The organism is Serratia sp. PL7 (assembly GCF_945957435.1).
This window is the reverse complement of record NZ_CAMFLB010000008.1, coordinates 206,509-231,576: the sequence shown is the minus strand read 5'-3', so window position 1 is coordinate 231,576 and position 25,068 is coordinate 206,509. Positions and strand designations below refer to the sequence as shown.

General features: G+C 53.7%; 28 protein-coding genes and 1 riboswitch. Of the genes, 15 read left to right on the top strand and 13 right to left on the bottom strand.

All coding sequences use genetic code 11. The features are described from left to right. Positions 1–51 precede the first annotated feature (51 nt). A complete protein-coding gene (locus N6G83_RS28775) occupies positions 52–333 on the top strand; it encodes a YebO family protein (protein ID WP_211135558.1) in 282 nt (93 codons plus the stop codon). An 87-nt stretch (positions 334–420) separates the two neighbouring features. On the opposite strand, the gene fos is transcribed toward N6G83_RS28775, so the two are convergent. After that, complete coding sequence (fos, locus tag N6G83_RS28770) at positions 421–828, bottom strand: fosfomycin resistance glutathione transferase (RefSeq protein ID WP_211135559.1); 408 nt, start codon at positions 826–828, stop codon at positions 421–423. A gap of 110 nt (positions 829–938) precedes the next feature. Between fos and N6G83_RS28765 the strand changes: the two genes are divergently transcribed. From N6G83_RS28765 to N6G83_RS28755, 3 genes are all read left to right on the top strand, one after another. After that, complete coding sequence (locus tag N6G83_RS28765) at positions 939–1,241, top strand: phage protein NinX family protein (protein WP_024531218.1); 303 nt, start codon at positions 939–941, stop codon at positions 1,239–1,241. Between the two features lie 90 nt (positions 1,242–1,331). Continuing rightward, a complete protein-coding gene (locus tag N6G83_RS28760) occupies positions 1,332–1,568 on the top strand; it encodes a DUF4060 family protein (protein WP_024531219.1) in 237 nt (78 codons plus the stop codon). Positions 1,569–1,730: 162 nt separating this feature from the next. Continuing rightward, entirely contained in the window at positions 1,731–3,101 is a 1,371-nt protein-coding gene (locus N6G83_RS28755) for an amino acid permease (protein WP_211135560.1), read from the top strand. 36 nt (positions 3,102–3,137) lie between these two features. Here N6G83_RS28755 and N6G83_RS28750 read toward each other — a convergent pair whose 3' ends face one another. Beyond that, positions 3,138–3,422, bottom strand: coding sequence for a hypothetical protein (locus N6G83_RS28750; protein WP_065684260.1), 285 nt, complete (start codon positions 3,420–3,422; stop codon positions 3,138–3,140). Between the two features lie 211 nt (positions 3,423–3,633). Here N6G83_RS28750 and N6G83_RS28745 point away from each other — a divergent pair, with 211 nt between their 5' ends. The 3 genes from N6G83_RS28745 (at position 3,634) to cspE (ending at position 5,749) form a co-directional block, all read left to right on the top strand. Beyond that, positions 3,634–4,632 (top strand): MBL fold metallo-hydrolase, encoded by a 999-nt coding sequence (locus N6G83_RS28745; RefSeq protein WP_024531222.1) that lies wholly within the window; start codon positions 3,634–3,636, stop codon positions 4,630–4,632. 749 nt (positions 4,633–5,381) lie between these two features. Further along, entirely contained in the window at positions 5,382–5,498 is a 117-nt protein-coding gene (locus tag N6G83_RS28740) for a DUF2627 domain-containing protein (RefSeq protein WP_002211058.1), read from the top strand. A 41-nt stretch (positions 5,499–5,539) separates the two neighbouring features. Then, complete coding sequence (cspE, locus tag N6G83_RS28735; protein ID WP_002221949.1) at positions 5,540–5,749, top strand: transcription antiterminator/RNA stability regulator CspE; 210 nt, start codon at positions 5,540–5,542, stop codon at positions 5,747–5,749. Between the two features lie 65 nt (positions 5,750–5,814). Here cspE and N6G83_RS28730 read toward each other — a convergent pair whose 3' ends face one another. After that, a complete protein-coding gene (locus N6G83_RS28730) occupies positions 5,815–6,528 on the bottom strand; it encodes a polyphenol oxidase family protein (RefSeq protein WP_211135561.1) in 714 nt (237 codons plus the stop codon). Positions 6,529–6,673: 145 nt separating this feature from the next. Here N6G83_RS28730 and rlmA point away from each other — a divergent pair, with 145 nt between their 5' ends. Next, positions 6,674–7,513, top strand: coding sequence for a 23S rRNA (guanine(745)-N(1))-methyltransferase (rlmA, locus tag N6G83_RS28725; protein WP_211135562.1), 840 nt, complete (start codon positions 6,674–6,676; stop codon positions 7,511–7,513). A gap of 141 nt (positions 7,514–7,654) precedes the next feature. On the opposite strand, the gene mntP is transcribed toward rlmA, so the two are convergent. The 5 genes from mntP to manX all read right to left on the bottom strand — a co-directional run bounded on the left by mntP (position 7,655) and on the right by manX (position 11,828). Then, positions 7,655–8,221, bottom strand: coding sequence for a manganese efflux pump MntP (mntP, locus tag N6G83_RS28720; RefSeq protein WP_074028593.1), 567 nt, complete (start codon positions 8,219–8,221; stop codon positions 7,655–7,657). Between the two features lie 10 nt (positions 8,222–8,231). Next, positions 8,232–8,412: riboswitch (yybP-ykoY riboswitch) on the bottom strand. Between the two features lie 216 nt (positions 8,413–8,628). Beyond that, positions 8,629–9,087: a DUF986 family protein gene (locus N6G83_RS28715; protein WP_024531226.1), complete on the bottom strand. Its 459-nt coding sequence runs from the start codon at positions 9,085–9,087 to the stop codon at positions 8,629–8,631. A gap of 55 nt (positions 9,088–9,142) precedes the next feature. Beyond that, positions 9,143–9,985 carry a PTS mannose transporter subunit IID gene (locus N6G83_RS28710; RefSeq protein ID WP_024531227.1) on the bottom strand — a complete coding sequence of 281 codons (843 nt, stop codon included), beginning with the start codon at positions 9,983–9,985 and terminating at the stop codon, positions 9,143–9,145. A gap of 15 nt (positions 9,986–10,000) precedes the next feature. After that, complete coding sequence (locus tag N6G83_RS28705; RefSeq protein WP_021181036.1) at positions 10,001–10,801, bottom strand: PTS mannose/fructose/sorbose transporter subunit IIC; 801 nt, start codon at positions 10,799–10,801, stop codon at positions 10,001–10,003. A gap of 55 nt (positions 10,802–10,856) precedes the next feature. Further along, on the bottom strand, positions 10,857–11,828 hold the full coding sequence (manX, locus tag N6G83_RS28700) for a PTS mannose transporter subunit IIAB (RefSeq protein WP_074028595.1): 972 nt from the start codon (positions 11,826–11,828) through the stop codon (positions 10,857–10,859). A gap of 585 nt (positions 11,829–12,413) precedes the next feature. Between manX and N6G83_RS28695 the strand changes: the two genes are divergently transcribed. Next, on the top strand, positions 12,414–13,961 hold the full coding sequence (locus N6G83_RS28695; RefSeq protein WP_024531229.1) for a TerC family protein: 1,548 nt from the start codon (positions 12,414–12,416) through the stop codon (positions 13,959–13,961). Positions 13,962–14,150: 189 nt separating this feature from the next. Here N6G83_RS28695 and N6G83_RS28690 read toward each other — a convergent pair whose 3' ends face one another. Then, positions 14,151–15,779 (bottom strand): EAL domain-containing protein, encoded by a 1,629-nt coding sequence (locus tag N6G83_RS28690; RefSeq protein WP_260524075.1) that lies wholly within the window; start codon positions 15,777–15,779, stop codon positions 14,151–14,153. 101 nt (positions 15,780–15,880) lie between these two features. Between N6G83_RS28690 and N6G83_RS28685 the strand changes: the two genes are divergently transcribed. Then, a complete protein-coding gene (locus N6G83_RS28685) occupies positions 15,881–16,024 on the top strand; it encodes a hypothetical protein (RefSeq protein ID WP_161629502.1) in 144 nt (47 codons plus the stop codon). A gap of 105 nt (positions 16,025–16,129) precedes the next feature. On the opposite strand, the gene sdaA is transcribed toward N6G83_RS28685, so the two are convergent. From sdaA to pabB, 3 genes are all read right to left on the bottom strand, one after another. Next, positions 16,130–17,494, bottom strand: coding sequence for an L-serine ammonia-lyase (sdaA, locus tag N6G83_RS28680; RefSeq protein ID WP_024486973.1), 1,365 nt, complete (start codon positions 17,492–17,494; stop codon positions 16,130–16,132). A 372-nt stretch (positions 17,495–17,866) separates the two neighbouring features. Continuing rightward, a complete protein-coding gene (locus tag N6G83_RS28675; protein ID WP_024530210.1) occupies positions 17,867–18,445 on the bottom strand; it encodes a CoA pyrophosphatase in 579 nt (192 codons plus the stop codon). Continuing rightward, entirely contained in the window at positions 18,442–19,815 is a 1,374-nt protein-coding gene (gene pabB / locus N6G83_RS28670; protein WP_074028605.1) for an aminodeoxychorismate synthase component 1, read from the bottom strand. The genes N6G83_RS28675 and pabB overlap by 4 nt, the downstream gene beginning before the upstream one ends. A 273-nt stretch (positions 19,816–20,088) precedes the next feature. Here pabB and N6G83_RS28665 point away from each other — a divergent pair, with 273 nt between their 5' ends. Beyond that, positions 20,089–21,096 (top strand): glycosyltransferase, encoded by a 1,008-nt coding sequence (locus N6G83_RS28665; RefSeq protein ID WP_211135564.1) that lies wholly within the window; start codon positions 20,089–20,091, stop codon positions 21,094–21,096. Between the two features lie 63 nt (positions 21,097–21,159). After that, the gene (locus N6G83_RS28660; protein ID WP_024530213.1) at positions 21,160–21,402 is read left to right on the top strand and encodes a YoaH family protein; all 243 of its coding nucleotides are present in this window, start codon (positions 21,160–21,162) and stop codon (positions 21,400–21,402) included. Positions 21,403–21,440: 38 nt separating this feature from the next. On the opposite strand, the gene purT is transcribed toward N6G83_RS28660, so the two are convergent. Further along, positions 21,441–22,619: a formate-dependent phosphoribosylglycinamide formyltransferase gene (gene purT / locus N6G83_RS28655; RefSeq protein WP_211135565.1), complete on the bottom strand. Its 1,179-nt coding sequence runs from the start codon at positions 22,617–22,619 to the stop codon at positions 21,441–21,443. Positions 22,620–22,830: 211 nt separating this feature from the next. Here purT and dbpA point away from each other — a divergent pair, with 211 nt between their 5' ends. The 3 genes from dbpA (at position 22,831) to yqfB (ending at position 24,973) form a co-directional block, all read left to right on the top strand. Then, positions 22,831–24,213: an ATP-dependent RNA helicase DbpA gene (gene dbpA / locus N6G83_RS28650; RefSeq protein ID WP_024530215.1), complete on the top strand. Its 1,383-nt coding sequence runs from the start codon at positions 22,831–22,833 to the stop codon at positions 24,211–24,213. Between the two features lie 85 nt (positions 24,214–24,298). After that, positions 24,299–24,625, top strand: coding sequence for a YebG family protein (locus N6G83_RS28645; protein ID WP_024530216.1), 327 nt, complete (start codon positions 24,299–24,301; stop codon positions 24,623–24,625). A 39-nt stretch (positions 24,626–24,664) separates the two neighbouring features. Continuing rightward, positions 24,665–24,973 (top strand): N(4)-acetylcytidine aminohydrolase, encoded by a 309-nt coding sequence (gene yqfB, locus N6G83_RS28640; protein ID WP_024530217.1) that lies wholly within the window; start codon positions 24,665–24,667, stop codon positions 24,971–24,973. Positions 24,974–25,068: the final 95 nt, after the last annotated feature.

Here is a 25,068-nt window from a genome sequence, read left to right as displayed (position 1 = left end):
GAATGCTACTATATCGGCTTGGTTGAGGCAGTAGAGTAGATAGGGTTGTCCATGTTTGATTTAGCTTCTGGCCCGTCCGGCCTGATTTCCATCGCCGTTGTGGTATTGGCTGTATTGCTTGGCCTGTGGGTCTGGTTCATAGTGAATCGTGCCAGCGTACGCGCCAACGAACAGATCCAGCTGTTGCAGGACATCGCCGAGCAGCAGCGCCAGCAAACGGCACTGTTAAAAACGTTGGTGCAAACCGCCCGGGGGGACAAGGCATCGGTTGACGATTATGATGATGACCTTAGCCCGGCACTGAGTTATAAAGGGTTTATCCCAGAGCGTTAATCGCGCGCCTCATTTGGTGAGAAGGTTAAGGACACGTCGGTTATCTCAGTTTCAGTTTTAACCGGATCGCCTTCTCACCATTCCGTTTCAGTAAAACACCATCCCCTGATAGGGTTTCTGCCGGCAGGCTGCCAACCGGCTTGCCAGATCGCCACAGTGGATTTCCAGCGCGTGCCGATCGGGATCGAGAAAGTAGCAAGATTCGCCCTCACTGTGATTATTCTTCCACTCCTGTACGCCAACTTTGCGCAAACGCTCCACAATGACGGCAAAGTTCTCGGGTGCCACACTAAACGCGTAATGCGTATAGTCGCTCAACATCTCATTTTTTCGGGCACCATCCAGTGACAGGCATAGCCACAGTTCACCCAATGCAAGATAGGCACCTTGATGCCAGCGGGCTTTGGGGGTGAATCCCAGCACATCTACATAAAAACGAAAACTGCGTTCTACCTCACTTACCGCGAGCGTCAGGTGGTTAAGACCCAGCAACATAATCAATTCATCCGTAAGTAAAAATAATGTTAACGACGCGCGAGCTGTCATAAATCTGTCGTATTGGCATCGTAATGTAGCGCCAACTCTACGAAAGATGGATATCAGCAATGATTAGATGGTACGAAGAAAGCGACGCCGAAGTAAACCGCAGCATTGCGTTAATCACCGGGGAAAATCCGGATAAATGGTACCCTTACGGCGGTGTGAAAGGGAAAGACTACTGCAAGAACCCCTCCGATGCCTGGCCGATTATCTGCGCCAACAAAATAAGCCTTAATGCCCCCGAACAAAGTGACCAGCCACAGTGGCAAGCCAGTATTATCACCCAGCAAGGGGAATGGCAAGCCGGTAGTCATAGCCCGCTGCGGGCCGCAATGATCTGTTTTTTATTGAGTCAGCAAGCGCAATAAATCAAATGTTAGTCGATAATGTAGATGACCCGTAATGATGAGACACCGCCTTATTCTGACAATGGACCTGTCGCTGACGGAGACTGTTTTATGAAGCGCATTATCAAAGGTGATACCAATCTCTCACATTTAGTGATTGCCCATGCGGCGATCGATTGTCATGCCAAAAGCTATGGGCTGCACCGACAAGGCTGGCCCTCAACCTACCTGATAAAGTATCAAAACGATCGCGTGGCGGTGGAGGTCATCACCCGCCGTCAATCCTATGTGGCGACGCTGATGATCGGCGCACGTAACCTCAGCAAACTGTGCGGTATGCCAAGCTGACCGGCGAAGCAAACTTCTTGTAACCTCCTGGCCCGGTTAATGATTACCGGGCGCTAATCCTTGATGCCTGAAAGGTTAAGTGTTAAAACGCCCGCAGGTTTATTTATTGGTTGGCGATATCTTGCGCAATGCTGCCTGGATACTCAGCCGGACGAGGAAAAGATGGGCGGTCAGCTTCAGGATACCCCGCTAAAACGCGGTTTAAAAAATAGACATATACAACTTATTGCCTTGGGAGGTGCCATCGGTACCGGCCTATTCCTGGGTATTGCACAAACCATACAGATGGCCGGGCCTTCCGTGCTGCTGGGCTATGCCATTGGCGGTTTTATTGCCTTTTTGATCATGCGCCAACTGGGGGAGATGGTGGTGGAAGAGCCGGTGGCCGGTTCCTTTAGCCATTTTGCCTATAAATATTGGGGGGACTTTGCCGGCTTCTTGTCCGGTTGGAACTACTGGGCGATGTTTATCCTGGTCGGTATGGCGGAACTGACCGCCGTAGGGATTTATATTCAATACTGGTGGCCTGAAATCCCAACCTGGGCATCGGCGGCGGTTTTCTTTGTCGTGATTAACCTGGTCAATCTGGTGAACGTACGCCTGTATGGGGAAACCGAGTTCTGGTTTGCCATCATCAAGGTGGCGGCGATCCTGGGGATGATCGTATTTGGTGCGTATCTGTTGGCCAGCGGTAACGGTGGCCCGGAAGCCAGCATTAGCAACCTGTGGGATCAGGGCGGTTTTATGCCTCACGGCATCAGCGGCCTGGTGATGGCGATGGCGGTGATCATGTTCTCGTTCGGAGGGCTGGAAATGGTGGGTATCACCGCAGCAGAAGCTGCCGATCCGCGCCGTAGCATTCCTAAAGCCACCAATCAGGTGGTGTATCGCATCCTGATTTTCTATATCGGCTCGTTGACGGTGTTGCTGTCACTTTATCCGTGGGGCAAGGTTGTGGAAGGGGGCAGTCCGTTTGTGATGATCTTCCATGCGCTCAACAGCAACCTGGTGGCGACCATGCTCAACGTGGTGGTACTGACGGCAGCGCTGTCGGTCTACAACAGCGGCGTGTATTGCAACAGCCGGATGCTGTTTGGCCTGGCAACACAAGGCAATGCGCCAAAGGCGCTGACCAAGGTCAACAAACGTGGCGTACCGGTACTGTCTATCGCGTTATCGGCGCTGGCCACCTCGGTAGGCGTATTGATTAACTACGTCATGCCCGGTGAGGCGTTTGGCTTGCTGATGGCGCTGGTGGTTTCGACGTTGGTGATTAACTGGGTGATGATTTGCCTGGCACACCTGAAATTCCGCGCGGCCAAGGATCGCCAAGGGGTGATCACCAGCTTTAGGTCTCTATGGTATCCGTTTGGCAACTATCTATGCCTGGTGTTCCTGTCGTTGATCCTGGTGATCATGTACTTCAGCCCAGGGATCCGCATTTCCGTGCTGTTGATGCCGGTGTGGGTGCTGCTGTTGTGGGTTGGGTTTATGCTGACCTGGCGTAAAAAGGCGGGGGGTAACAAGAGGTAGTATTCACGTAGGAGGCGCCGCAGCGCCTCCAAACGGTTAACGGGCGACGGCGTTGCCCTGGTGGTGGCGCCCCAGCCGCAGCAGCTTTCTGCACAGCAGGAACAGGGTGCTGATAACATCAATCACCACCACGCTAAGCATCAGCAGGCCCAGCATAAAAAAGCCTGCCAGGGTGCTTGCCAGTAACAGCAGCGGTGACGGTACGCGTAGCCGGCGCAGCTTCATTGCCAGATACATTTTCCAGTATTGCCCTTGCGTAGTCAGCGCTCGGCGATAGCGGCCCATACGAACGCGTGACTTGCCTGATGCAGTCCGGCTCATAACTCCTCCTTTTCAGAATGTCCTAGTAAGTAAATCACAAGGTTCTTAAGAAAGGCTTAACAGGTTCTTGGCGACCTTGGCCTTCTTACTTGGCTATGACAACAACATCGACAAAAAGGTCAGTTGTTTGTCATTGCGATACTATAAGCTATTGGGTAGGCAATCTTGTAACGGTTGCGGCACCATTATGGTACTACAGGGAGAGAATGGGTTGAAAATAACCAACAAATATTACGACGCCAGCAAAGCGCATCATACGCCACAGGGATTCTGCAACCCGGAGCCGTCGCTGCACCAGGCCGGGGATCTGAAGCGCTGGCAAGAGGAACGCAAGAAGCTCGGCCTGCCCAAACCTCCTCAGGCGGGCTACGAGCAGTTTATCGCCAACTGGTGGCAAGCCGCCGACCTGAGCGGCGAACAGGACCGTGTATGGTGGTTGGGCCATGCTTCTCTGCTGTTGCGCCTGGGAGGGCGCCATGTGCTGATCGATCCGGTACTGTCGCCAAGGGCATCACCTGTGAGCTTCTACGGCCCGCATCGCAAGACACCGCCTCCGCTAACGGTAAAGCAGTTGCCCGCGGTAGATGTGGTGCTGATTTCCCATAATCACTACGACCATCTGGATCGTCAAACCATCAGGGAACTGACCAAACGCTTTCGCAATGCCACCTTTGTTGTACCGCTGGGCCTCAAACGCTGGTTCAGCCATTACCCGGCCAAACGGGTGGTCGAACTGGATTGGTGGGAGAGCCTGACGCTGGACGAAATGACGGTCTACGCCACTCCAGCACGCCACTGGAGCATGCGTACACCGTGGGATCGCAACCGTTCTCTATGGTGTGGCTGGGTGATCCATCACCCGGCGCTGCGTTTTTATTTCTCTGGTGACAGCGGTTACAGCGAGCGGTTGGTCGATATCGGCACCCGCCTTGGGCCGTTCGATATCGCGGCGCTGCCCATTGGTGCTTACGCCCCGAGATGGTTCATGCAAGAGCAGCATATGGACCCGCAGCAGTCGGTGAGGCTGTATCAGCAATTGAACGAACCCAGAGTGATCCCGATCCATTGGGGCGTGTTTGAATTGGCCGATGAGTCGTTGGATGAACCACCTGCACAACTCAGCCTGGCACTTCGCGAAGCCGGGGTTGAGCAGCACAGTTTTTATCCGCTGAAGATTGGTGAGCATCTGGAGGTTAGCCCTAACTCCTAATGAGTATCATGGGGATGCGGCGTACCCTGCGTCGGGTGGCGCTTGGCGTGGTGCGGCTTTGCGGGGATTGCGGCGGGTAATGGATTAAACGGTCGCGCCAAGATTAGCGGAAAAAATGCCTTGGCGATTTTGTTAATCTTCGGCGGAAATAGCTGCTGAGTGGGTAGGTGGTATTTTTATTATTTGTTTTTATCCTTACTAACTTAGCTACGGATATAAATTTCCAGGGTAGGGGGGGCTATTTCGTCCGCTTGCACATTCTTGGTGCAAAATTTGGCTCGCTGCATGATTATGCACTGGTCTGCGTGAGTGTTTTGCCCCGAGTGCACGACTCTGTTGTGGCGGTCCAAAGCATAACTCTCCTGCTATGACAGGCTTTGCTACCCAAAGGTCGGATCAGTAGGTCGTTTGCCCCCCGGTCATCGATATTCAATAGTTGCATATAAAATTCCATAAAGATTCAAATTTTTTTACGTTCTTGGGCCTGTCTGCGGCTTATATGTGGTGAAAACCGCTCGCTGCCAAGTTGAAAGAATTGTTAAAACTGAGGCGCCACGCGGAGTACAGCGCGGCCTCTTTACAAAGCAGAAAATAGCCAAGGCTTCAACCTCTTTTGCCCTATTTAAGCTATTCTTGCGGCTGACCGTTTCAAATATGTGCGACACGTCCATGAGTGATTAAAAATGGCTTGCCATCGATTCCAGAGTATGTGATAACGCACTTGGGTAAAACGAGGTACAGTTCTGTATATGTGTGGCATTTTCAGTAAAGAAGTTCTGAGTAAAGACGTTAGCGTTGAATACCGCTTCTCTGCCGATCCTTATCTTAGTGCCTCAAGCAGTAACGACTCTAGTTTGTCTATGTAACGCCTACGGGCGGTTTAAACAATCCAAAGGAAATACTCAAGATGGCAAAGATCAAAGGTCAAGTTAAGTGGTTCAACGAGTCTAAAGGTTTCGGTTTCATCACCCCGGCTGACGGCAGCAAAGACGTATTCGTACACTTCTCTGCAATCCAGGGTAACGGCTTCAAAACCCTGGCTGAAGGCCAGAACGTTGAGTTCGAAATTCAAGATGGCCAGAAAGGCCCATCTGCAGTAAACGTTACTGCAATCTAATCAGCGTCAGCTGAACAAAAAACCCGCCTTAGTGCGGGTTTTTTCGTTTCTGGCATCGGTGAATGTCACCCGGTGATGATGATGCCGGAATACTGATTACGGCCTTTAATCCCCGGATGGTTGGGATCTTGCGCTCGGCGATGGCTGTTGCGGCGATAACTGGTGTATTTAAAGCGCTGCGGCTGCCGTGGGTCGCTGTTGAGCGTGCAGATGGTGCAAGAGCCTGCGTGATCGACCGCGGCGAATCCCAAGGCATTGAGCTTGTTTACGGCGATGGCTGCCAGATCCAGATGGCGGCAGGTCGGGCTGATCAGCTCTGCTGGCAAGGGCAGCGTCCGTTGAAACTGTTCGACCAGCTCCTGGTTAACCTGATAGCAGCAAGCGCCCGCAGCGGGGCCGATGGAGGCCACCCAGTTGGCGGTATCGTCCCCCTGGCCGATGCGTTTGGCCATTTGCTCCAAAATGCCATCCAGCAGGCCGCGCCAGCCCGCATGTACCGCAGCAATGGCGCGACCGTCTTTACGGCTGAAAATCACCGGCAGGCAGTCTGCGGTTAATACGCTGATCAAGATCCCTGGTTCACGGGTAAAGAAGCCATCGGCTTCACCGCATTGCTGGCCCGCCTGATGGATATCGACTATGCGAATACCGTGTACCTGTTTTTTCTCAGGCAGCGTATTGCGAAAGGGTTGTAACGGCGTTGGCAGAAGGGCACCTTTATTGCCAAAGCCATGAGCGATGCCAGGAACGCCGCTGAGCAGCGGGGAATAGTCGGTCATAGAACGTCTTTGCCTGTGGCTGAGAGGAGATATCCAGTGTAGCCAGCTTTTGGATTACTTGGCTAGTGGCAGATGGGCATCCGCCTTGCATCGTACACCAGCCTTCTTTAGACTACCCGCGCCATCTCTCTCTGGGATCTCATCCATGTCTTATCAGTGCCCCCTGTGCTTCCAACCGCTTGATTTCGCAAACCAACAGTGGCGTTGCGAAAATAACCATCAATTCGACCGTGCCAAAGAAGGGTACGTCAACTTAATGCCGGTGCAACACAAGCGTTCTAAACAGCCGGGTGACAGTGCCGAGATGATGCAGGCCCGCCGCGCATTTCTTGACGGCGGCTACTACCAGCCGTTGCAACAGCGGGTGGCCGAACTGTTAGCCAACACCTTGCCTATTGAACCACAGGCACTGCTGGATATTGGTTGTGGTGAAGGCTATTACACGGCCGCCGTGGCTGCAAGCTTGTCTCAGGAGCGGATTGTGGCGGTGTATGGCCTGGATGTCGCCAAGGTGGCGATTCGCTCGGCGGCCAAACGCTACCCGGCGGTCTCTTTCTGCGTGGCTTCCAGCCATCGCCTACCGTTTGCCGACGCGTCGCTCGATGCGGTGTTACGTATCTATGCACCCTGTAAAGCCGAGGAATTGGCGCGGGTAGTCAAGCCGGGTGGGGTGGTTGTGACGGTGTCACCGGGGCCGCGTCACCTTTATCAGCTAAAACAGCAGGTTTATCAGGAGGTTCAATTGCATGCGGAGCATGATGAGCAGCTTGAGGGCTTCAGCTGTGATTTGGCCGAGTCACTGGCTTATCCGATGGCGCTGCCGGGTGAGCAGGCTGCCAATCTGTTGCAGATGACGCCGTTTGCCTGGCGCGCTTCGCCGGAGGTGCAGCAAGGTTTGCTAGACATGGCGACCTTTGCCTGTGAGACGGATTTCGCTATCCGCTTATACCGCCGGGTCGCCCCTCACCCCAACCCTCTCCCATAGGGCGAGGGAGCTGGCCAGAGTAGCTTCGAAAACTAGGGTGTAAAAGCAAGAAAGTTGAGGTATTACGCAAAAAGATCAACGAACTCGATCGGTTCCCTCTCCTTGGGGAGAGGGTGAGGGAGTATGCTTCGTCGCCAGAGATTAAGCCAGGTAGCCCAAGTGCTCCAGCAGGATATTAAAGCCAATCCCGATCAACACCACGCCGCCAAGAATTTCCGCGCGCTTGCCCAACAGCGGGCCGATAAACCGGCCAACCATCATCCCCAGCGTGGCCATGATCATGGTCGCCATACCTATCGCCATCGCGGTATGCAGGATATTAACCTGCAGGAATGCCAGACCTACGCCGATTGCCATCGCATCCAGACTGGTGGCAATGGCCGTAGCAACCAGCACCCAAAAACCATGACGATTGACTTTCTCTTCTTCCGGTTTGTTTTTCACCCCTTCAACGATCATGCGTGTGCCAAGGATAAACAGCAGGCTAAAGGCGACCCAGTGATCCCATTCCATGATGTATTGGCTGGCAAACAGACCTATGCCCCAGCCGATCAGCGGGGTAATGGCTTCAATGATGCCAAAGATCAGACCGGTACGGATAGCTTCGCGAAAACGCGGTTGATGCAGAGTGGCACCTTTGCCGATCGACGCGGCAAACGCGTCCATAGACATGCCAAAAGCCAGGATAAGAGTTGCGGAAAGGTTCATTGAAATAGTCTCGGCCGGGTGGCTCCATATACACGTAACCCACCCCCAACCTTACGACGGAGTTACGTGCCTATGGTCTCGCCAACCTACCTGGCTGCCCGCACCACGTTTCGCTGACGAAACGAGTATGTTGATACGGGCGTTTCTGGTTATGACTCCCCAGAAACCGGCTACTCCCCAATGACGGCGCAACCATACCATAATATTTTTGCTGCGGACAACGTTTAATTTCACTGGGTATTGGGTGAAATTGAGACTTATTTTCATTAGCGTGTTTATTGAGGGGAATAATGGCGATAGTTGCATCAAAGGTGTGGAAATAATAAGCAGAAAAAACACCAGCCATGCTGATTAATTACCCAAAAAAATTATTGTCAATTAATCAGTATGGAGTGGGGTTGTTTAACTCATTTATTTTCAAGGAAAAAATTATAGATTTTTTCCAGGTCATCCAGGTGCGTAACCTGGATTAATAACCGACGCTGTTCTAAGTCGATAACCAGAATGCCATCTTCGGATAAATTCATGGATTTGATGCGTCGATAGTCAATAAACGCATTTGCATAGAAGAAGCCGGTGGCTTTAAACAACATCTTGGGCCAACGGATATAGGAGATATATACCGCAATCAACGCCAGGGAAATTAGCAGGTAGGTGGTTATCGGCGCTCCCTGCTCGACCAGGTTGCGGTAGAGCAGAATAGCAATCAGACCGACGAAAATCAGGCAGTCCAGACGGTTACCCCGCTTGAGCTGCACCTTTAACAGCGTTTTGCCTTTCAGCAGGTTCATGCCGAACTCGTCATACAGCGCATACGCCAGCATCAGCAGAATAAAAATCAGTATTACGCCATCGGTCAGCGACATCTCACCACTCCATAAATAAAAAAACCGGGGGTTGCCCCCCGGCTATCAATTGCTATTACAGACCTAACAGACCAATCCAATAACCGAAGATACCGATGGCGAAGAAGCCGATGATGATCCACAGCGCGTTGACCTTCCGGCGCAGCAACCACATACAACCGAAGGTCAGCAGCAGCGGTACCAAGCCAGGCATCAGCTGATCAAGGATGGTTTGTACCGTGGTTACGTGGGTTTGCCCGGTTTGGTCGGTAATTTTCGACACCACCAGCGGGATATTGACGTGCGTCCACTTGTTAACCAGGGCCCCCATGACAAACAGGCCGAGGATGGACGCCCCTTCCGTCAGTTTTTGCAGGAAACCACCGCCCATATCGCTAACGATATCGACCCCTTTGCGATAGCCGTAGGCGACACCGTAGTAACGAACCAACAGGCGCACCAGGTTAAACATCACGAAGAACAATAGTGGGCCGAGCAGGCTGCCACTCATGGCAATACCCGCACCCAATGCGGCAAATACCGGGCGAACGGTACCCCAGAATATCGGGTCACCTACGCCGGCCAGTGGCCCCATCAGACCTACTTTGATGCCGTTGATGGCCGCATCGTCGATCGGTGCGCCGTTGGCACGCTGTTCTTCCATCGCCATGGTAACGCCAAGGATTGGCGCTGCGACGAACGGTTGCGTATTGAAGAACTCAAGATGGCGTTTGATTGCCTGCTTGCGTTCGTCGTTATTGTCTGGGTACAGGCGACGGATCACCGGCACCATGGAGAAGCAAAAACCTAGCGCCTGCATACGTTCGAAGTTCCATGAACCCTGGAACAGGTTGGAGCGTACGAATACGCCTCGAATATCGGCAGGTGTCAGTTTCTTTTGAGTCGTTGTATCAACCATTTCTTTCACCTATTCCTAGTCCAATTCGTTATCGAGGTCGTTGGCACCGGCAGGGTTGGCCTGAACCACCTGAGACTTGTTGTATTTAGGGCTGAGCTGGATGTAGAGCACCGCCATCACCACGCCGATCACACCGAGTGCGACCAGGTTAAAGTTGGTGAAGGCTGCGGTAACAAAGCCCAGGTAGAAGAATGGCATCAGATAACCGGCACGCATCATGTTGATGACCATCGCGTAACCGACTACCACGATCATGCCACCGGCGATGTTCAGACCGCCTGTGACCACTTCCGGAATTGAGTTAAGCAGGGCGTGGACGCCAGCTGTGCCGACAGAGACCGCAACGATCACCGCAGGAATAGCGACACGCATTGCCTGTACCAACAGGGCCGCGATGTGGATCACGGTAATACCGTTCAGGTTACCCCGTTCTGCCGCTTTGTCCGCCGCATGCTGGAAGGCCACGGTGATGGTACGCACGATAATGGTCAGTACCTGGCCTGCTGCTGCCAGCGGGATCGCCAGGGCAATACCGGCACCGATGTTTTGCCCACCGGCGATAACCAGAATGGTGGAAATAATCGACGCTAACGCCGCATCGGGCGCAACCGCAGCCCCGATGTTCATCCAACCCAGTGCGATCATTTCCAGCGTACCGCCGATGATGATACCGGTTTTGATGTCACCGAGAACGAAGCCAATCAGCGTACAGGCCACTAACGGGCGGTGGAATTGAAACTCATCCAGGACGGAACCCATCCCGGCGATACAGGCAACGATAAATATCAGTACAATCTGAAGAGTGGTGATCTCCATTGCACTTCTCCTATATGACCAAACAGCTCTGAGTAAAAAATTAACGACGTTGCCGTTAATTGAGTTTGTTAATCAGGTCCATCATTTTTAGCTGACTGTCGGAAGAGACCTTACGGACTTCAAGTTCAATCCCGCGTTCGTTTAACTTCTTAAACGCCTCGATGTCTTTCTCATCGACGGACACCGCGTTATTCACCTGGGTTTTGCCCTGGCGGAACGCCATACCACCGATATTCACCGATTTGATATCCACACCTTCCTCCACCAGACGCCAAACGTCAGTTGGGTTGGTGAATAGCAGCATCACGCGCTCACCCGCATATTTCGGGTTGTTCCAGACGCGGATCGCCTTTGCCACGTCAACAACGTGAGCGGTAACGCCTGGAGGGGCAACCTGAGTTAACAAGGTTTTACGGACGTGGTCGGCGGCCACTTCATCACTGACTACGATGATGCGGCTGACGTTGGTCTCTTTGGTCCAGCGGGTAGCAACCTGGCCGTGGATCAACCGATCGTCGATACGTGCCAGGCAGATTTTCATATGGTCATTGGGGCCGAGAGGCGCTTGTGGCGCGGCGGCTTTTGGGGCAGGGGCACTTTGTGGCGCGACGGGCTTAACACTCTCTTCCACCGGTTTCTTCAGCGCTTTCACGCCCTCACGGCCGGTTTCCAACGCCAGCGCGACCAGTTCGTCAAAGCTTGGGTTGTCATCACGAGCCATGAATGTTTCCACCAGCATGGGAATGTTAACCCCGGTGATAACCTCATAGTGTGGTTTGTCTACTGCGATACGGCTGGCCGCGTTAAACGGGCTGCCGCCCCAGGTATCAACCAGAAACAGGACGCCATCGCTGGTATCGAGTTCACTGATTCTCCCATTGTATTTCTCAATTAACGTTTCAGCATTCTCACCGGGAACGAAATCTATGTAGGCGACGTTGGCTTGCTCACCTAATAGCATTTCTGCTGTTTTCAGCAGTTGTTCCGCTGCAGTCCCGTGTGTGCCGATGATAATAGCTATTGCCACTCGCTACCTCCTCGTTGAACTTAAGGCACGGATCGTGTCTTGACTCATCACCATCCTGGCAGTCACTTCCGCGGTTCAGATACGTTGGTTCAAATACATTATGGTAGAAAAAAAGAAACTCACACTTAACATTTATCACGCAGTTTCAAAAACCTGTGGCCGTTAATTCCCGTTAACGCCATTTATTTTAGTGCGTGAAAAAATAAATTTTGTGACATTGCTCTGCTATTAGTGGATCGATTAAGCCGAATAGTTAGTTTGCGGAATTAAACAGCAAAGCTGTTACAAAATGAGACGTAACTGAACGAAGCCACTTTTCTGGCGAAAAATTTCCTGCTAGAGTGCATTCTTCTTTCATAACCAAGGAGTGAAGGGCCTCAGCCCTCCCTATGGACTGTCACCGAAGTTACTGTTTTACAAGGTTTCACCCACCACCTGCTGGTGCAATAACGTTCGCTCGGCCTTATGGCTGCTTCCTGTTAGTGCCATCCCGTTTTCTCTCTGTCATCGCCAACGCAACATCTGCGTTTGCCTCCCTACGTCTGAGCGCCGCTCTGCCAACCTGTCTTTCTTCTGGAGTCTGATATGGAAATATTAATGGACCCCTCGATTTGGGCCGGGTTATTGACCCTGGTGGTCTTGGAAATCGTGCTGGGTATCGACAACCTGGTATTCATCGCCATTCTTGCCGACAAACTGCCGCCCAAGCAGCGTGATAAAGCGCGCATTATCGGTCTTTCATTAGCCTTGGTGATGCGTCTTGGATTGTTGTCGGTGATTTCTTGGATGGTGACGCTGACCAAACCGTTGTTCAGCGTGGGGGAATTCGCTTTCTCTGGCCGCGATCTGATCCTGCTGTTTGGTGGGGTATTCCTGTTGTTCAAAGCCACGATGGAGTTGCATGAACGGCTGGAGGGCAGTACCCATCAGGAAGGTGCCAACCGTGGCTACGCCAAATTCTGGGCGGTGGTGGTGCAGATTGTCATCCTTGATGCGGTGTTCTCGCTTGACGCGGTGATCACGGCGGTGGGGATGGTCAACGATCTGCCGGTCATGATGGCTGCGGTAGTGATTGCGATGGCGGTGATGTTGCTGGCCTCGAAACCTTTGACCAACTTCGTGAACGCCCATCCGACCATCGTGGTGCTCTGTTTGAGCTTCCTGCTGATGATCGGCCTGAGCTTGATTGCCGAAGGCTTTGGCGTGCACATACCGAAAGGCTATCTGTATGCGGCGATTGGCTTCTCGATCCTCATTGAGATGTTTAACCAGATTGCACGGCGCAACTTCATCAAGCACGAATCTCGCCGCCCGATGCGCGAACGCACGGCTGAAGCGATTATGCGCCTGATGGGGCAACAGCGTACCCAGCAGCAGGTGGATGAAGACAGCCTGCGTAAGGTGAAAGAAACCTTTGCGCAGGAGGAACGCTACATGATCAGCGGTGTGCTGACGTTGGCTTCCCGTACCTTGCGCAGCGTAATGACACCTCGCACCGAGATTTCATGGGTGGATTGTGAACGTTCCCGTGATGAGGTGCGCGAACAGTTGCTGGATACCCCGCATAGCCTGTTCCCGGTTTGCCGCTATGAGTTGGACGAGTTTATCGGCGTGGTGCGTGCCAAGGATCTGCTGGTCGCGTTGGATCAGGGCGTGGATATCGCCGAGTTTGCTGCGCGTACTCCACCGATCGTGGTGCCGGAAACCATGGACGTGATCAAGCTGCTGGCGGTATTGCGCCGGGCCAAGGGCCGTCTGGTGATGGTGACCAATGAGTTTGGCGTGGTGCAGGGGCTGGTCACGCCATTAGACGTGCTGGAAGCGATTGCCGGTGAGTTCCCGGACGAAGATGAAACGCCGGATATTATCGAGGATGGCGACCGCTGGCTGGTGAAAGGCGGGGCGGATCTCCACTCGTTGGAGCAGGCGTTGGACTGTGACCATCTGGTTAGCCCCACCGAGGATTACGCCTCGCTGGCGGGCTTCCTGCTCTCTCACTCGGGCCAGATGCCAACGGTAGGCGACGTAGTCGAACTTCACGATCTGCGCTTTGAAATCCTTGAGATCTCGGATTATCGCATCGAGCTGGTCAGTATCACCAAGGTGAAACCGCTGCACGAGCAAGACGAGTAAGTGGTCTTCCCCTCACCCCAACCCTCTCCCACAGGGAGAGGGAGCTGATAGCCCCAGCTCTGTTGGGCGAGAGGAGATAATCTCAGCAACCTCGGCCATTCCTTCATCCAAAGTGAGTCAGTCAAAGCTCATGCTGAATACTGTACTTTCAGGCTAACTCGATCCGTTCCCTCTCCCTGTGGGAGAGGGTTAGGGTGAGGGGGTACGGTGATTAGAGCAATTCTCTCGGGTTTTTTTTGTTTTCGGCTGTTGATGCAGCACGCGTTGGCGGGTTTCATACTGTTGCAGCCACAGTGGAAACACGTTGATCGGCATCGGCTTGGCAAAATAATACCCCTGTAAGGCATTTACACCCTGCGAGCGCAGATACTCCGCCTGTTCCTCAGTCTCAACCCCTTCGGCCACCAGTTTTAATTTCAGGCGCTGTGCCAACGTAATGATGGTGTCGGTCACGGTGGCATTGACCGCGTCGGTGCCAATGGCGGCGGTAAAGCCACGATCGATCTTCAACACGTCCGGGCTGAGTTTTTTCAGGTAACTGAGCGAGCTGTGGCCGGTGCCAAAGTCGTCTATCGCCAGCATGATGCCCATTTCTTTGAGCGTTTTAATCTGCTCATACTGAATCTCCGACAGGGCGGTTCGCTCCGTCAGCTCCAGCATCAATGAAGGCATCGGATGGGCGGGCAGCCAGATCCTGCGGATGTCATCAATAATGCTGACGGTATTGAAATGCTCGGCTGCGACGTTGATGCTGATATAGAAAGAGGGGCGAGGAGGGAACAGGTTGAGGTTTTCTACCACCGTGGTCATCAGATAACGCGTTAGGGGAATGATCAGGGCGTGCTGTTCGGCCAGCGGGATAAACACGTCTGGCGAAATCCAGCCTTGTCGCTTGTTCTTCCAGCGCATCAAGGTTTCAACACCGACACAGCGCCCATTATCGCTGTTGATAATCGGCTGGCAATAAACGCGAAATTCTCGATGCGCAATGGCGTGGCCAATATGGTAAGACAGGCTCATGCGGTTGGCGGTGATCAGATAGACCACGTAGGCCGCCAGCAGGCTCAGCATCAGCGCCAGAGGAATATGGCGGGGTAACGCGGCCAGCGCCAGAGTACGGGCATCGGGGCCAAACAGGGAGATGGAAAAAGGATACTTGGCAGATTTGGCGGTGTATTGCAGGTCTTCGGCTTTGCTATCGCTCAGTGTAATTTCCTGTTGACCATATTCCAGCCTATAGGCCCCCACGTTCAGGGCTACCCGGTGAGCATAAGGCTCTTGCGGTTCCAGCAGGAAGTTGGACAACAGATCGATATTGAAAACGTGCAACACTCCGCTGGTACTCTGATCGGGCAACGGAGTCCATAGCACCAGCGTTGGCGTTCCTTTTGCTACCATGATGGAAGGGCGCAGTGCCAGTTGCATGCCGCCTTTGGTCATGGTCGGGAAAAGGGTGGTAAACACATAGTGGCGTTCGCCAAACAGGCTGGAGCAATAAATCTTGCCGTCCTTGACCAGCAGCAACGAGCGCAGTGCCTGATTCTGTGCGGCACGAAAGCGTAGCGTCGATATCACCGAGTCGCAGGGTTGCCCGACAAGCGTCATGGTGCTGAGTGCCTGTTGTTCTGCGGGCAGCAGCAACGTATTGAGTTTGCTGATCACCCGGCTGGCCAGGACGCGCTGGTTCTGCTCGGTATTACGGACTTCCTGATAGTAGCGGGTATACAGCGAAATCAACAAAATAGCCAACCCAACCGCGCCGGCGAGAAGCCAACGGTAATAGCGGTATTTCGATGCGGCAAGTTGGGTCATCAACATCCGGTAAGTCCTTGTTCAGTCTAGCTGCCTGACGCCACTTCCAGGCGTAATTTCAGTAATACTATGCTTGGCTAATTCTAGCCTGTTCGCATGGAAAATTGATGGTAACTCAACAAATTATTTCGATTCGCGCGATCAAAGGGGAGATTTGGGGGTTAACCGGCGGATGGGCAAAAGGCGCTCAGATTAGCGGTATTGCTGAATTTGTACGGGGCGAAGAGGGTTTCCTCTGGTTAATCTATTGATTATCTAAGCAGGCGAAGCATGTGGTGCCCCTACGTGCTGCGTATCCAGTTCAGGTTTCGTAAGCCGTTCCCCCTCGCCGGTGATGACGAGGGGGACGGTCTTAATCAGTCACACTGAACCTTGATCGCCAGACCGCCACGGGAGGTCTCACGATACTTGGCGTTCATGTCTTTACCGGTTTCGTACATGGTTTCGATCACCTTATCCAGAGATACGCGTGGCTCGCTGGTGCGGCGCAGTGCCATCCGCGCCGAGTTGATCGCCTTCACTGAGGCAATGGCGTTGCGTTCGATGCAAGGAACCTGTACCTGGCCTGCAACGGGATCGCAGGTCAAGCCCAGATTATGCTCCATGCCGATTTCGGCGGCGATGCAAACCTGCTCAGGGCTGCCGCCAAGCAACTCGGCCAGGCCTGCAGCGGCCATCGAACAGGCCACGCCGACTTCGCCCTGGCAGCCCACTTCGGCACCGGAAATCGAGGCGTTCATTTTATACAGCGTGCCAATGGCACCGGACGCCATAAAGTAGCGGACATAGGTTTCCGGGCTGACGGATTCGATGAAATGATCGTAGTAAGCCAGCACGGCAGGGACGATCCCGCAGGCTCCATTGGTTGGGGCAGTCACCACGCGGCCACCGGCGGCGTTCTCTTCGTTCACCGCCAGCGCAAACATGTTGACCCAGTCGATCACGTTCATGGGGTCACTGGACAGTTTGTCTGAGGAAACCAGCAAGCGGCGCAGGGCTGAGGCACGGCGCGGAACCCGCAGCGGGCCAGGCAGTACGCCTTCGGTGTTCAGGCCGCGATCGATACAGGCGCGCATGGTTTGCCAAACGTTGCCGAAATAGGCTTCGATCTCCTGCTTGCTATGCAATGCCAGTTCGTTTTGCATGACCATCCCTGAGAGAGACAGGCCGGTGGCATGGCAGTGAGCCAACATTTCGCTTGCCGAGTGGAACGGATAGGGAACCGAGATTTCGTTACTTTCGGCTTTGCCGAAATGTTCTTCGTCAACGATAAACCCACCACCGATAGAGTAATAGGTTTTGCTGTAAATCTGTTTGTCGCCAGCGAAGGCATGGATCTGCATGGCGTTTTCGTGCAGCGGCATATTGTCGCTACGGAATACCATGCCGCCGTCGCGGGGGAAATCGACTTCGTGCAGGCCGCTGGCCAGCATCAGGCGTTGACGTTGTTCAACATCGCGAATAAAGCCCGGGATGCCATCGATATCGACGGTATCAGGCATATTGCCCGCCAGGCCTAGAATGATGGCGATATCGGTATGGTGACCTTTACCGGTCAATGAGAGTGAGCCGTAAACATCGACGGCAACACGCGTGACGGAAGGCATCAAGCCTTCGTTTACCAGATCGTCGACAAACTGTTTGCCGGCTTTCATCGGTCCAACCGTATGAGAGCTGGACGGGCCGATGCCGATCTTAAACATGTCGAAAACGCTAATCACGCTAAAACTCCTTAAAGAGGCATATTGTTATGGCTGCTGCGGTTAAAAACCGTGCAGGGAACGGCGATAGTGTAAAAGGGCCGTACGGGTTTTGCGGCCCTTTTCGCATGAAATAAAGTAATCCTTGGTATTGCTGTTAACGCCTTAAAACGCGACCGGGGTAATCCTTATAATATTAGTGGTTTATTCCGGTCGTGGCTATTTTACAGGTATTTCGTAAGGTTGAAGAGAGAGTTTACAGTTTTTTTAAAACATCGATAGCGGTAACGGTAGTTGATAAAACAGGCTGCTGGAGTGATAGCGATCGCTTTATACTCAAAACGACAGGTAATCCCGGCTTTAACGTGACGTATGTCGCAAAAAATGCCGAGTTCAAATGCTGACTTGCTGTGCCAGGCGGCGAATAATCGCGGCCGTCAGGCCCCAAACGAACTGGCTCTGATACCAGGAAAGATAGACTCGATGTGCGTGACCACCGCGATGAATATCCAGCGGATAATAGCGTGAGAGCCGCAGTGCTTCGTGCAGCGGGATTTCGAACACCTCGGCGACCTCATCTTCGTTGGCATGAAACGCGACATCTGCCGGGATCAGGCCCACCACCGGCGTCACCTGAAAACCGGTGCTGCTGTCGAGCGGGGCCAACTGGCCGAGGATATGCACCCGCTGCGGCGGGATCGCTACTTCTTCCTGCGCTTCACGCAGTGCGGTAATGATGGGGGAACCGTCTTCAGCATCGGTTTTACCGCCGGGGAAGGCCACTTGACCTGCGTGTTTACGCAGTGAATCGGCGCGGCGGGTGAGCAGCAGGGTCGGTTCTGGCCGACAAACGATCGGGATCAGCACGGCGGCTGGGCGCGAATTGTGAGAGATCTGCATCGCCTGCGGCTGCTGCAACTGAAAGCGGCTGATAAAATCGGCCAATGAGGCCGGATAGTCCTGATGGCTCACGAAACGGTAAACTCCCCCAGCTGTGGCAAGATACGGCCTACTTTATCAAAGGTTTCCTGATACTCCGCCTGTTCCTGACTATCGGCAACGATGCCACCACCGGCAGAACAGTTGATGCGCCCGTTTTCGGCAATCAGGGTGCGGATGGTGATATTGGTGTCCATGGTACCGCAAACGCTGAGATAGCCAATGCTACCGCAATAGGCATTACGGCGCTGCGGCTCCAGTTCCTCGATGATTTCCATTGCCCGCACTTTGGGCGCGCCGGTAATCGATCCGCCGGGAAAACAGGCGCGCAACAGCTCGCTAGCCGAGCGGTTAGCGGGCAGGGTGGCTGTAATGGTACTGACCAGATGATGGACCGCCGGGAATGGCTCAACCACGAACAGTTCCGGTACCCTCACGCTGCCAGGCTCTGCTACACGGCCAATGTCATTACGCAGCAGATCGACAATCATCAGATTTTCGGCCCGGTCCTTGGGGGAATTGGCCAACTTTTGCGCCTGTTCTGCATCCAGCGCGGCATCGGCAAGGCGGGGTAGCGTACCTTTGATGGGCCTGGTCTGGATCTGCCGATCGGCCAACCACAGGAAACGCTCTGGTGAAACGCTCAACACCGCGTTGGCGGGCAGGCGCAGGAACGCGGAGAACGGCGCACGGTTGCTGGCGCTTAACTGCTGGAATGCCTGCCATTCGTCCCCTTGATAAGGGGCGGAAAAACGCTGAGCCAAATTGATCTGATAGCAATCGCCACTGCGCAGATAGTCCTGGATACGCCGGAATTTCTCGCCATATTGTTGGCGTGTCATGTTGGCCTGCCAGTTGCCTGTCAGGGCGAAGGGGGGCTGTGGCACAACCCGCTGTTGGTTAAGCCATTGCCAGCGCTGTTCTACATCCCCATAGCTGAGCAGCGTCAGTTTTTGCTGATGATGATCGGCGATCAGTGCCCAGTCATAAATGCCCACTGCCATATCCGGCAGCTTGATATCGGCCTGTGCCAACTGCGGCAACGCTTCGATACGTCGTCCCAAGTCATAGCCAAATAGCCCTAGCGCTCCCCCTTGAAAGGGAAGTTCGCCGTTCAGTGGCGGATGCAGGTTGAGAGCATCTAGCTGTTGCTGTAACAGCACAAAGGGATCTTCAGGTGAGTTACTGCGAGTCTCTCCCTGTTGGATCTCAGTGCTGGCACCGCAAGTCGTCAGCGTGGTGCGAGGTTCTGCCACCAGAATATCAAACCGGTTATGCGGGTGCTCGGCAAAGCCTGAATGCAGCAGCATAGCCCAAGGTTGCTGTGCCAATGGAGCGAACAGCGTTAATACGGCTTCGCGCGTATAGGGTAATGATTTGAGATTTGGGGCGGTGGCATTCATAGGGTTCAATCAACCTGATTCACGTAAACAGCGGTGTTGGCAGCCATTCTGCCACATTACGCCATAGGGTGCTGCTTACAGATTAGCCGGATGAAAAGTAAACCAAGCGTAAATGGAGCATTTTTTGCCACGTCTGCCATTATATAAAATGTAAAATGCCATTATATATTCGCCGAAAGAAATTTACTCGGTGAATATTTTAATAAGTAAAATAATAAATGTATCTTGTTTTACCCGATAATTATTCTAATTACCCCGCAGGTGAGGGCAGCAATGTCATTAAAATTAAGCGTTATTGTTCCTTTGCACAATGTTGGGGAGCTATTTATTCCTTTCTTGAATTCATTGCTGGCGCAACATGAGCAGCAGTTGGAGGTGATCATTGTTAACGATGGTTCCACCGATGGCTCAGGAGAGATCGCGCACCGCTACGCCGCGCAGCATCCACATATCAAGGTCATCGATCAGCCCAACTCAGGGGTCTCCAATGCTCGCAATTCCGGGCTGGCCGTGGCCCGTGGTAAATATGTCGCCTTCCCAGATGCCGATGATTTATTGGATCCGAAAATGTATTCAACGCTGCTTACAGTAGCCGAAGAACATCAATTAGACGTGATGCAATGTAACGGCGAACGCTATTTTGCAAGCAATGGTGATTTGCAACACATTATTCCTGCTACGCGCCTGAAAGATACGGCGGTTATTTCTGGAGTACAGTGGTTGGAAAAAGCGTTGAAATCAAGACGCTTTATTCATGTGGTGTGGTTAGCCGTGTATCGCCTGGATTTTATCAAGCAGCACCAACTCTATTTCGAACCTGGTTTACACCACCAGGATATCCCATGGACCACCGAGGTGATGTTCAATGCTCAACGAGTTAAATACCTGAGCAAACCGCTATATCGCCAACGGGTACACGATCGCTCGATCAGCAACCGTCGCCGTATCGGGAAGGCGAACGTCGAGTATCAGCGCCACTATATGAAAATCGTCGAGATGCTGGTAGCACTGAATCAGCGTTACAGCAGCAAGATTCCGATTTGCGCTGCCTTCCACTGGCAAATCGCGCGTGAGGCGCTGGGGATTTGCCATAGTATTCGCCGTGAGCCCGAACTGCAGGCGCAACAACAGATCGCTGAAGATTTCTCCCGGCGTGGCATTCAGCGGATGATGATCGACAATATGCGGGGGATCAAGCAGACATGGCATGTGATGTTGTGGCTGCATCGCTTAAAACAGTGGCGCAGTGAGAATGCCTCTCCCTTGCGGGCCAGCGAATAACAGGTGTAGGGATCCGCGGCGTTAGCGCGTATAATTCACGCCTATTTTACCGGGGAGAAAGACATGCTTGCAGGTATGCCGTCACTGAGTCATCAAGAACAGCAGGAAGCTGCTGAACGTATCCATCTGCTGATGGGGCAGGGCATGAGCAGCGGAGAGGCCATCGCCACTGTGGCGCAGGAAATCCGCGAAAAACATCAGGGCGATCAGGTTAGCGTGATGTTCGACGATGAAGAAGAACAGCAGCAGCAGGAAGAACCGACCGAATATCTGGACGAAGACAGCGAACACGACGAAAACTACTGACGTTAGCGGGGGCCGGTATCCCCGAACCCCCAACCGCTTTACCCTTGCACTGTCACCGCCGCAGCGGCCTGTTTGGCCAGCTCTACCGCTTGCCCTACTTCTGGTGCAACGGCCAGTGCAACGCCCATCCGGCGTTTGCCCTCGATGTTCGGTTTACCGAATAGCCGCACCTGATTATAACCACTTAGTGCCGTCTCCAACCCGCTGAAACGCACGTTGTCGCTGCTTAGTTCTGGCAGGATCACCGCAGAGGCGGCCGGCCCGAACTGGCGTATCGCGTTAATCGGCAGCCCAAGGAAAGCGCGCACATGCAGCGCAAACTCGGACAGATCCTGCGAAATCAGCGTGACCATGCCGGTGTCGTGCGGGCGTGGGGAGACCTCGCTGAAAATCACCTCATCACCGCAGACGAACAGCTCAACGCCGAACAGGCCAAATCCACCCAGTGCGTTAACCACTTTTGCGGCGATCGCCTGAGCACGGGTTAATGCCAGCTCTGACATCCGTTGCGGTTGCCAGGACTCGCGGTAATCTCCATCTTCCTGACGGTGGCCGATCGGCTCACAGAAATGTACGCCATCGACGGCGTTGATGGTCAGCAGAGTGATCTCGAAATCAAACTTGACCAGACCTTCAACAATGACCCGGCCTCCGCCAGCGCGGCCACCAAGCTGTGCGTAATCCCAGGCGGCGCCCAGTTGCTGCTCTTCACGGATCAGGCTTTGCCCTTTGCCGGATGAGCTCATCACTGGCTTGACGATGCACGGGTAACCGATTTCGGCCACCGCTTGGCGGAAGCTTTGCTCGTTATCGGCAAAGCGGTAGCTGGAGGTGGGCAGCTCCAGCGTTTCAGCGGCCAGACGGCGAATACCTTCACGGTTCATGGTCAGACGTGTGGCTTCGGCACAGGGGACGACGTGATGGCCCTGTTGCTCCAACTCAACCAGCATGCTGGTGGCAATAGCCTCTATTTCCGGCACGATAAAATCGGGGCGTTCCTGTTCGATCAACGCTTTGAGCGCCGCACCATCCAGCATATTGATGACGTGGCTACGGTGTGCCACATGCATGGCAGGGGCATCGGCATAACGGTCAACGGCAATCACTTCCAAGCCTAAACGCTGGCATTCGATGGCCACTTCTTTGCCCAGCTCGCCTGAGCCGAGTAGCATAACGCGGGTGGCGGCAGGACGCAGGGCGGTTCCAATAGTTAACATAGTCTGATACCTGGATCTGAATGAATTCACGGGTCTGACACTGAGCGCGCAGTATATACGAAAACGATTGCGTACGACCAGCGGTGCATATTAACCGCTTTTTTTAACGCCGAAATCCGGAAACCCCACCAACTCTGTTATCATCTGCGCCTGATCCGGTGCCAGCCAAGCGCAGCGCCGCCTTTCCACTTGCTATATAAGAGTTATTGCCGTGAGCACAGTTTCTTTTTCTTCCCTGCCGCTGCCAGCTGAACAGTTGGCCAACCTCAACGAACTGGGGTATGCCGAAATGACGCCGGTACAGGCCGCAGCACTGCCTGCCATCCTGAACGGGCAGGACGTACGTGCCAAAGCGAAAACCGGTAGCGGTAAGACGGCGGCATTTGGCATCGGCCTGCTGGATAAAATCAACGTTGCCAAAGTGGCAACCCAGGCGCTTATTCTGTGCCCGACGCGTGAGCTGGCCGACCAGGTGAGCAAAGAGCTGCGTCGCCTGGCCCGCTTTACCCAGAACATCAAGATACTGACCCTGTGTGGTGGCCAGCCGGTGGGGCCACAACTCGACTCCCTGGTGCATGCGCCGCACATTGTGGTGGGTACACCGGGCCGTGTGCAGGAGCATCTGCGCAAGAAAACCCTGGTGCTGGACGAGATGACCGTGTTGGTGCTGGATGAGGCCGACCGCATGTTGGACATGGGCTTTGCCGATGATATCGATGATGTTATCAGCTACACGCCGCCACAGCGCCAGACCCTGCTGTTTTCTGCCACCTATCCGGCGGGCATTGAACGTATTAGCGCCCGTGTGCAACGCCAGCCACTGAATGTGGAGGTCGAAGATGGCGATGAGCAAGCCTCTATCGAACAACGTTTCTATGAAACCACTCGCGATCAGCGTCCTGCGGTGCTGGTGAGCGCCATCCGCCATTATCAGCCAGCGTCCTGTGTGGTGTTCTGTAACACCAAGCGTGATTGCCAGAGCGTGTATGAAGCGCTGGAAGCCCGTGGTATCAGTTGTATGGCGCTGCATGGCGATCTCGAACAACGCGATCGTGACCAGGTGCTGGTTCGCTTTGCCAACCGCAGCTGCCGTGTACTGGTAGCGACCGACGTGGCCGCGCGTGGCCTGGATATCAAAGAATTGGAACTGGTGGTCAACTACGAACTGTCGTTTGACCCTGAGGTTCACGTCCACCGCATTGGCCGTACTGGTCGTGCCGGTCTGAGCGGGCTGGCGATCAGCTTGTGTACGCCGCAGGAAATGGTGCGAGTCCATGCTCTCGAAGAGTATCTGTCCATGCGCGCAAAATGGTCACCCGTGTCTGAGCTGAGCGGGGCGCCTAACACGCCGCTGGAAGCGGAAATGGTCACCCTGTGCATTGACGGCGGCCGTAAGGCTAAAATTCGCCCTGGCGATATTCTGGGGGCATTGACCGGTGATGCCGGGCTAACGGCGGCAGAAGTCGGCAAGATCGACATGTTCCCTGTGCATGCCTATGTGGCTATCCGTAAGGCCAGTGCCCGTAAGGCACTGCAACAGCTTCAGCAAGGTAAGATCAAAGGCAAGAGCTGCAAAGTGCGGCTGTTGAAATAATAAACGGCAGGGCGCTTGCAGCCCTGCCCGAAATCACTCTATACTGTATAAAAATACAGTATCATAACCTTTGAGGAAGATGCTCATGGCTGTTGAAGTGAAATATGTAGTAGTGAGAAACGGTGAGGAAAAAATGACTTTCGCAAATAAGAAAGAAGCCGATGCCTACGACAAAATGTTGGATCTGGCCGATAGCCTCGGTGAATGGTTGCAGCAAGCGCCAGTCACGCTGGAAGAAGAACAGCGTGAAGGGTTGAGCTTCTTCCTGGCGGAACACAAAGATGTGCTGGCGCAGATCCTGCGTGGTGGTGCCCCGCAAGAAGTAGCCAAAAAGCCCGCTAAAGCCAAAGGTGAGAAACCTGCCGCCGCCCCGGAAGAAGGCGCTGCGTCGGAAGAGCAGCAGGCCGCCTAAGCAGTGATACAGCAACATGACCATAACCAAGGATCCAGTATGTCCCGTGAGATAACCTTCTTCAGCCGTTTTGAGCAAGATATTCTGGCCGGGCGCAAAACCATCACCATTCGGGATGCCAGCGAAGCTCATTTCCAGCCGAATGAGGTGCTGCGTGTCAGCCGCAACGAAGACGGCGTATTTTTCTGTTATATCGAGGTAAAGTCGGTAACGCCGGTGCGCCTGGATGAGCTAACGCATGAACATGCGCAGCAGGAGAATATGACGCTCAGCGAACTCAAGCAGGTGATCCAGGATATCTACCCAGGGCTGGATGAGCTGTTTGTCATCGCGTTTACCAAACGTTAGCCTCGGTTCGCCACTTAATCCTCCGCATCGCCCCAGCCACTTTTGTGGGAACTGGCGCGATGTTGTGGGGGAAATCCTCCCTCTTGTCTGTTCTG

Excerpts from the sequence above, each read along its gene's own strand:
- N6G83_RS28715 (WP_024531226.1), bottom strand. The coding sequence starts at position 9,087 with ATGTCGCTGACCGATGGCGTAATACTGATTTTTATTCTGCTGATGCTG.
- mntP (WP_074028593.1), bottom strand. The coding sequence starts at position 8,221 with ATGAACCTTTCCGCAACTCTTATCCTGGCTTTTGGCATGTCTATGGAC.
- purT (WP_211135565.1), bottom strand. The coding sequence starts at position 22,619 with ATGTTAACTATTGGAACCGCCCTGCGTCCTGCCGCCACCCGCGTTATG.
- N6G83_RS28775 (WP_211135558.1), top strand. The coding sequence starts at position 52 with ATGTTTGATTTAGCTTCTGGCCCGTCCGGCCTGATTTCCATCGCCGTT.
- N6G83_RS28750 (WP_065684260.1), bottom strand. The coding sequence starts at position 3,422 with ATGAGCCGGACTGCATCAGGCAAGTCACGCGTTCGTATGGGCCGCTAT.
- N6G83_RS28765 (WP_024531218.1), top strand. The coding sequence starts at position 939 with ATGATTAGATGGTACGAAGAAAGCGACGCCGAAGTAAACCGCAGCATT.
- rlmA (WP_211135562.1), top strand. The coding sequence starts at position 6,674 with ATGTCTTATCAGTGCCCCCTGTGCTTCCAACCGCTTGATTTCGCAAAC.
- N6G83_RS28705 (WP_021181036.1), bottom strand. The coding sequence starts at position 10,801 with ATGGAGATCACCACTCTTCAGATTGTACTGATATTTATCGTTGCCTGT.
- yqfB (WP_024530217.1), top strand. The coding sequence starts at position 24,665 with ATGTCCCGTGAGATAACCTTCTTCAGCCGTTTTGAGCAAGATATTCTG.
- N6G83_RS28690 (WP_260524075.1), bottom strand. The coding sequence starts at position 15,779 with ATGTTGATGACCCAACTTGCCGCATCGAAATACCGCTATTACCGTTGG.
- N6G83_RS28665 (WP_211135564.1), top strand. The coding sequence starts at position 20,089 with ATGTCATTAAAATTAAGCGTTATTGTTCCTTTGCACAATGTTGGGGAG.
- pabB (WP_074028605.1), bottom strand. The coding sequence starts at position 19,815 with ATGAATGCCACCGCCCCAAATCTCAAATCATTACCCTATACGCGCGAA.
- N6G83_RS28760 (WP_024531219.1), top strand. The coding sequence starts at position 1,332 with ATGAAGCGCATTATCAAAGGTGATACCAATCTCTCACATTTAGTGATT.
- N6G83_RS28710 (WP_024531227.1), bottom strand. The coding sequence starts at position 9,985 with ATGGTTGATACAACGACTCAAAAGAAACTGACACCTGCCGATATTCGA.
- N6G83_RS28740 (WP_002211058.1), top strand. The coding sequence starts at position 5,382 with ATGTGTGGCATTTTCAGTAAAGAAGTTCTGAGTAAAGACGTTAGCGTT.
- fos (WP_211135559.1), bottom strand. The coding sequence starts at position 828 with ATGTTGCTGGGTCTTAACCACCTGACGCTCGCGGTAAGTGAGGTAGAA.
- N6G83_RS28695 (WP_024531229.1), top strand. The coding sequence starts at position 12,414 with ATGGAAATATTAATGGACCCCTCGATTTGGGCCGGGTTATTGACCCTG.
- N6G83_RS28645 (WP_024530216.1), top strand. The coding sequence starts at position 24,299 with ATGGCTGTTGAAGTGAAATATGTAGTAGTGAGAAACGGTGAGGAAAAA.
- cspE (WP_002221949.1), top strand. The coding sequence starts at position 5,540 with ATGGCAAAGATCAAAGGTCAAGTTAAGTGGTTCAACGAGTCTAAAGGT.
- N6G83_RS28730 (WP_211135561.1), bottom strand. The coding sequence starts at position 6,528 with ATGACCGACTATTCCCCGCTGCTCAGCGGCGTTCCTGGCATCGCTCAT.
- N6G83_RS28755 (WP_211135560.1), top strand. The coding sequence starts at position 1,731 with ATGGGCGGTCAGCTTCAGGATACCCCGCTAAAACGCGGTTTAAAAAAT.
- N6G83_RS28685 (WP_161629502.1), top strand. The coding sequence starts at position 15,881 with ATGGTAACTCAACAAATTATTTCGATTCGCGCGATCAAAGGGGAGATT.
- N6G83_RS28660 (WP_024530213.1), top strand. The coding sequence starts at position 21,160 with ATGCTTGCAGGTATGCCGTCACTGAGTCATCAAGAACAGCAGGAAGCT.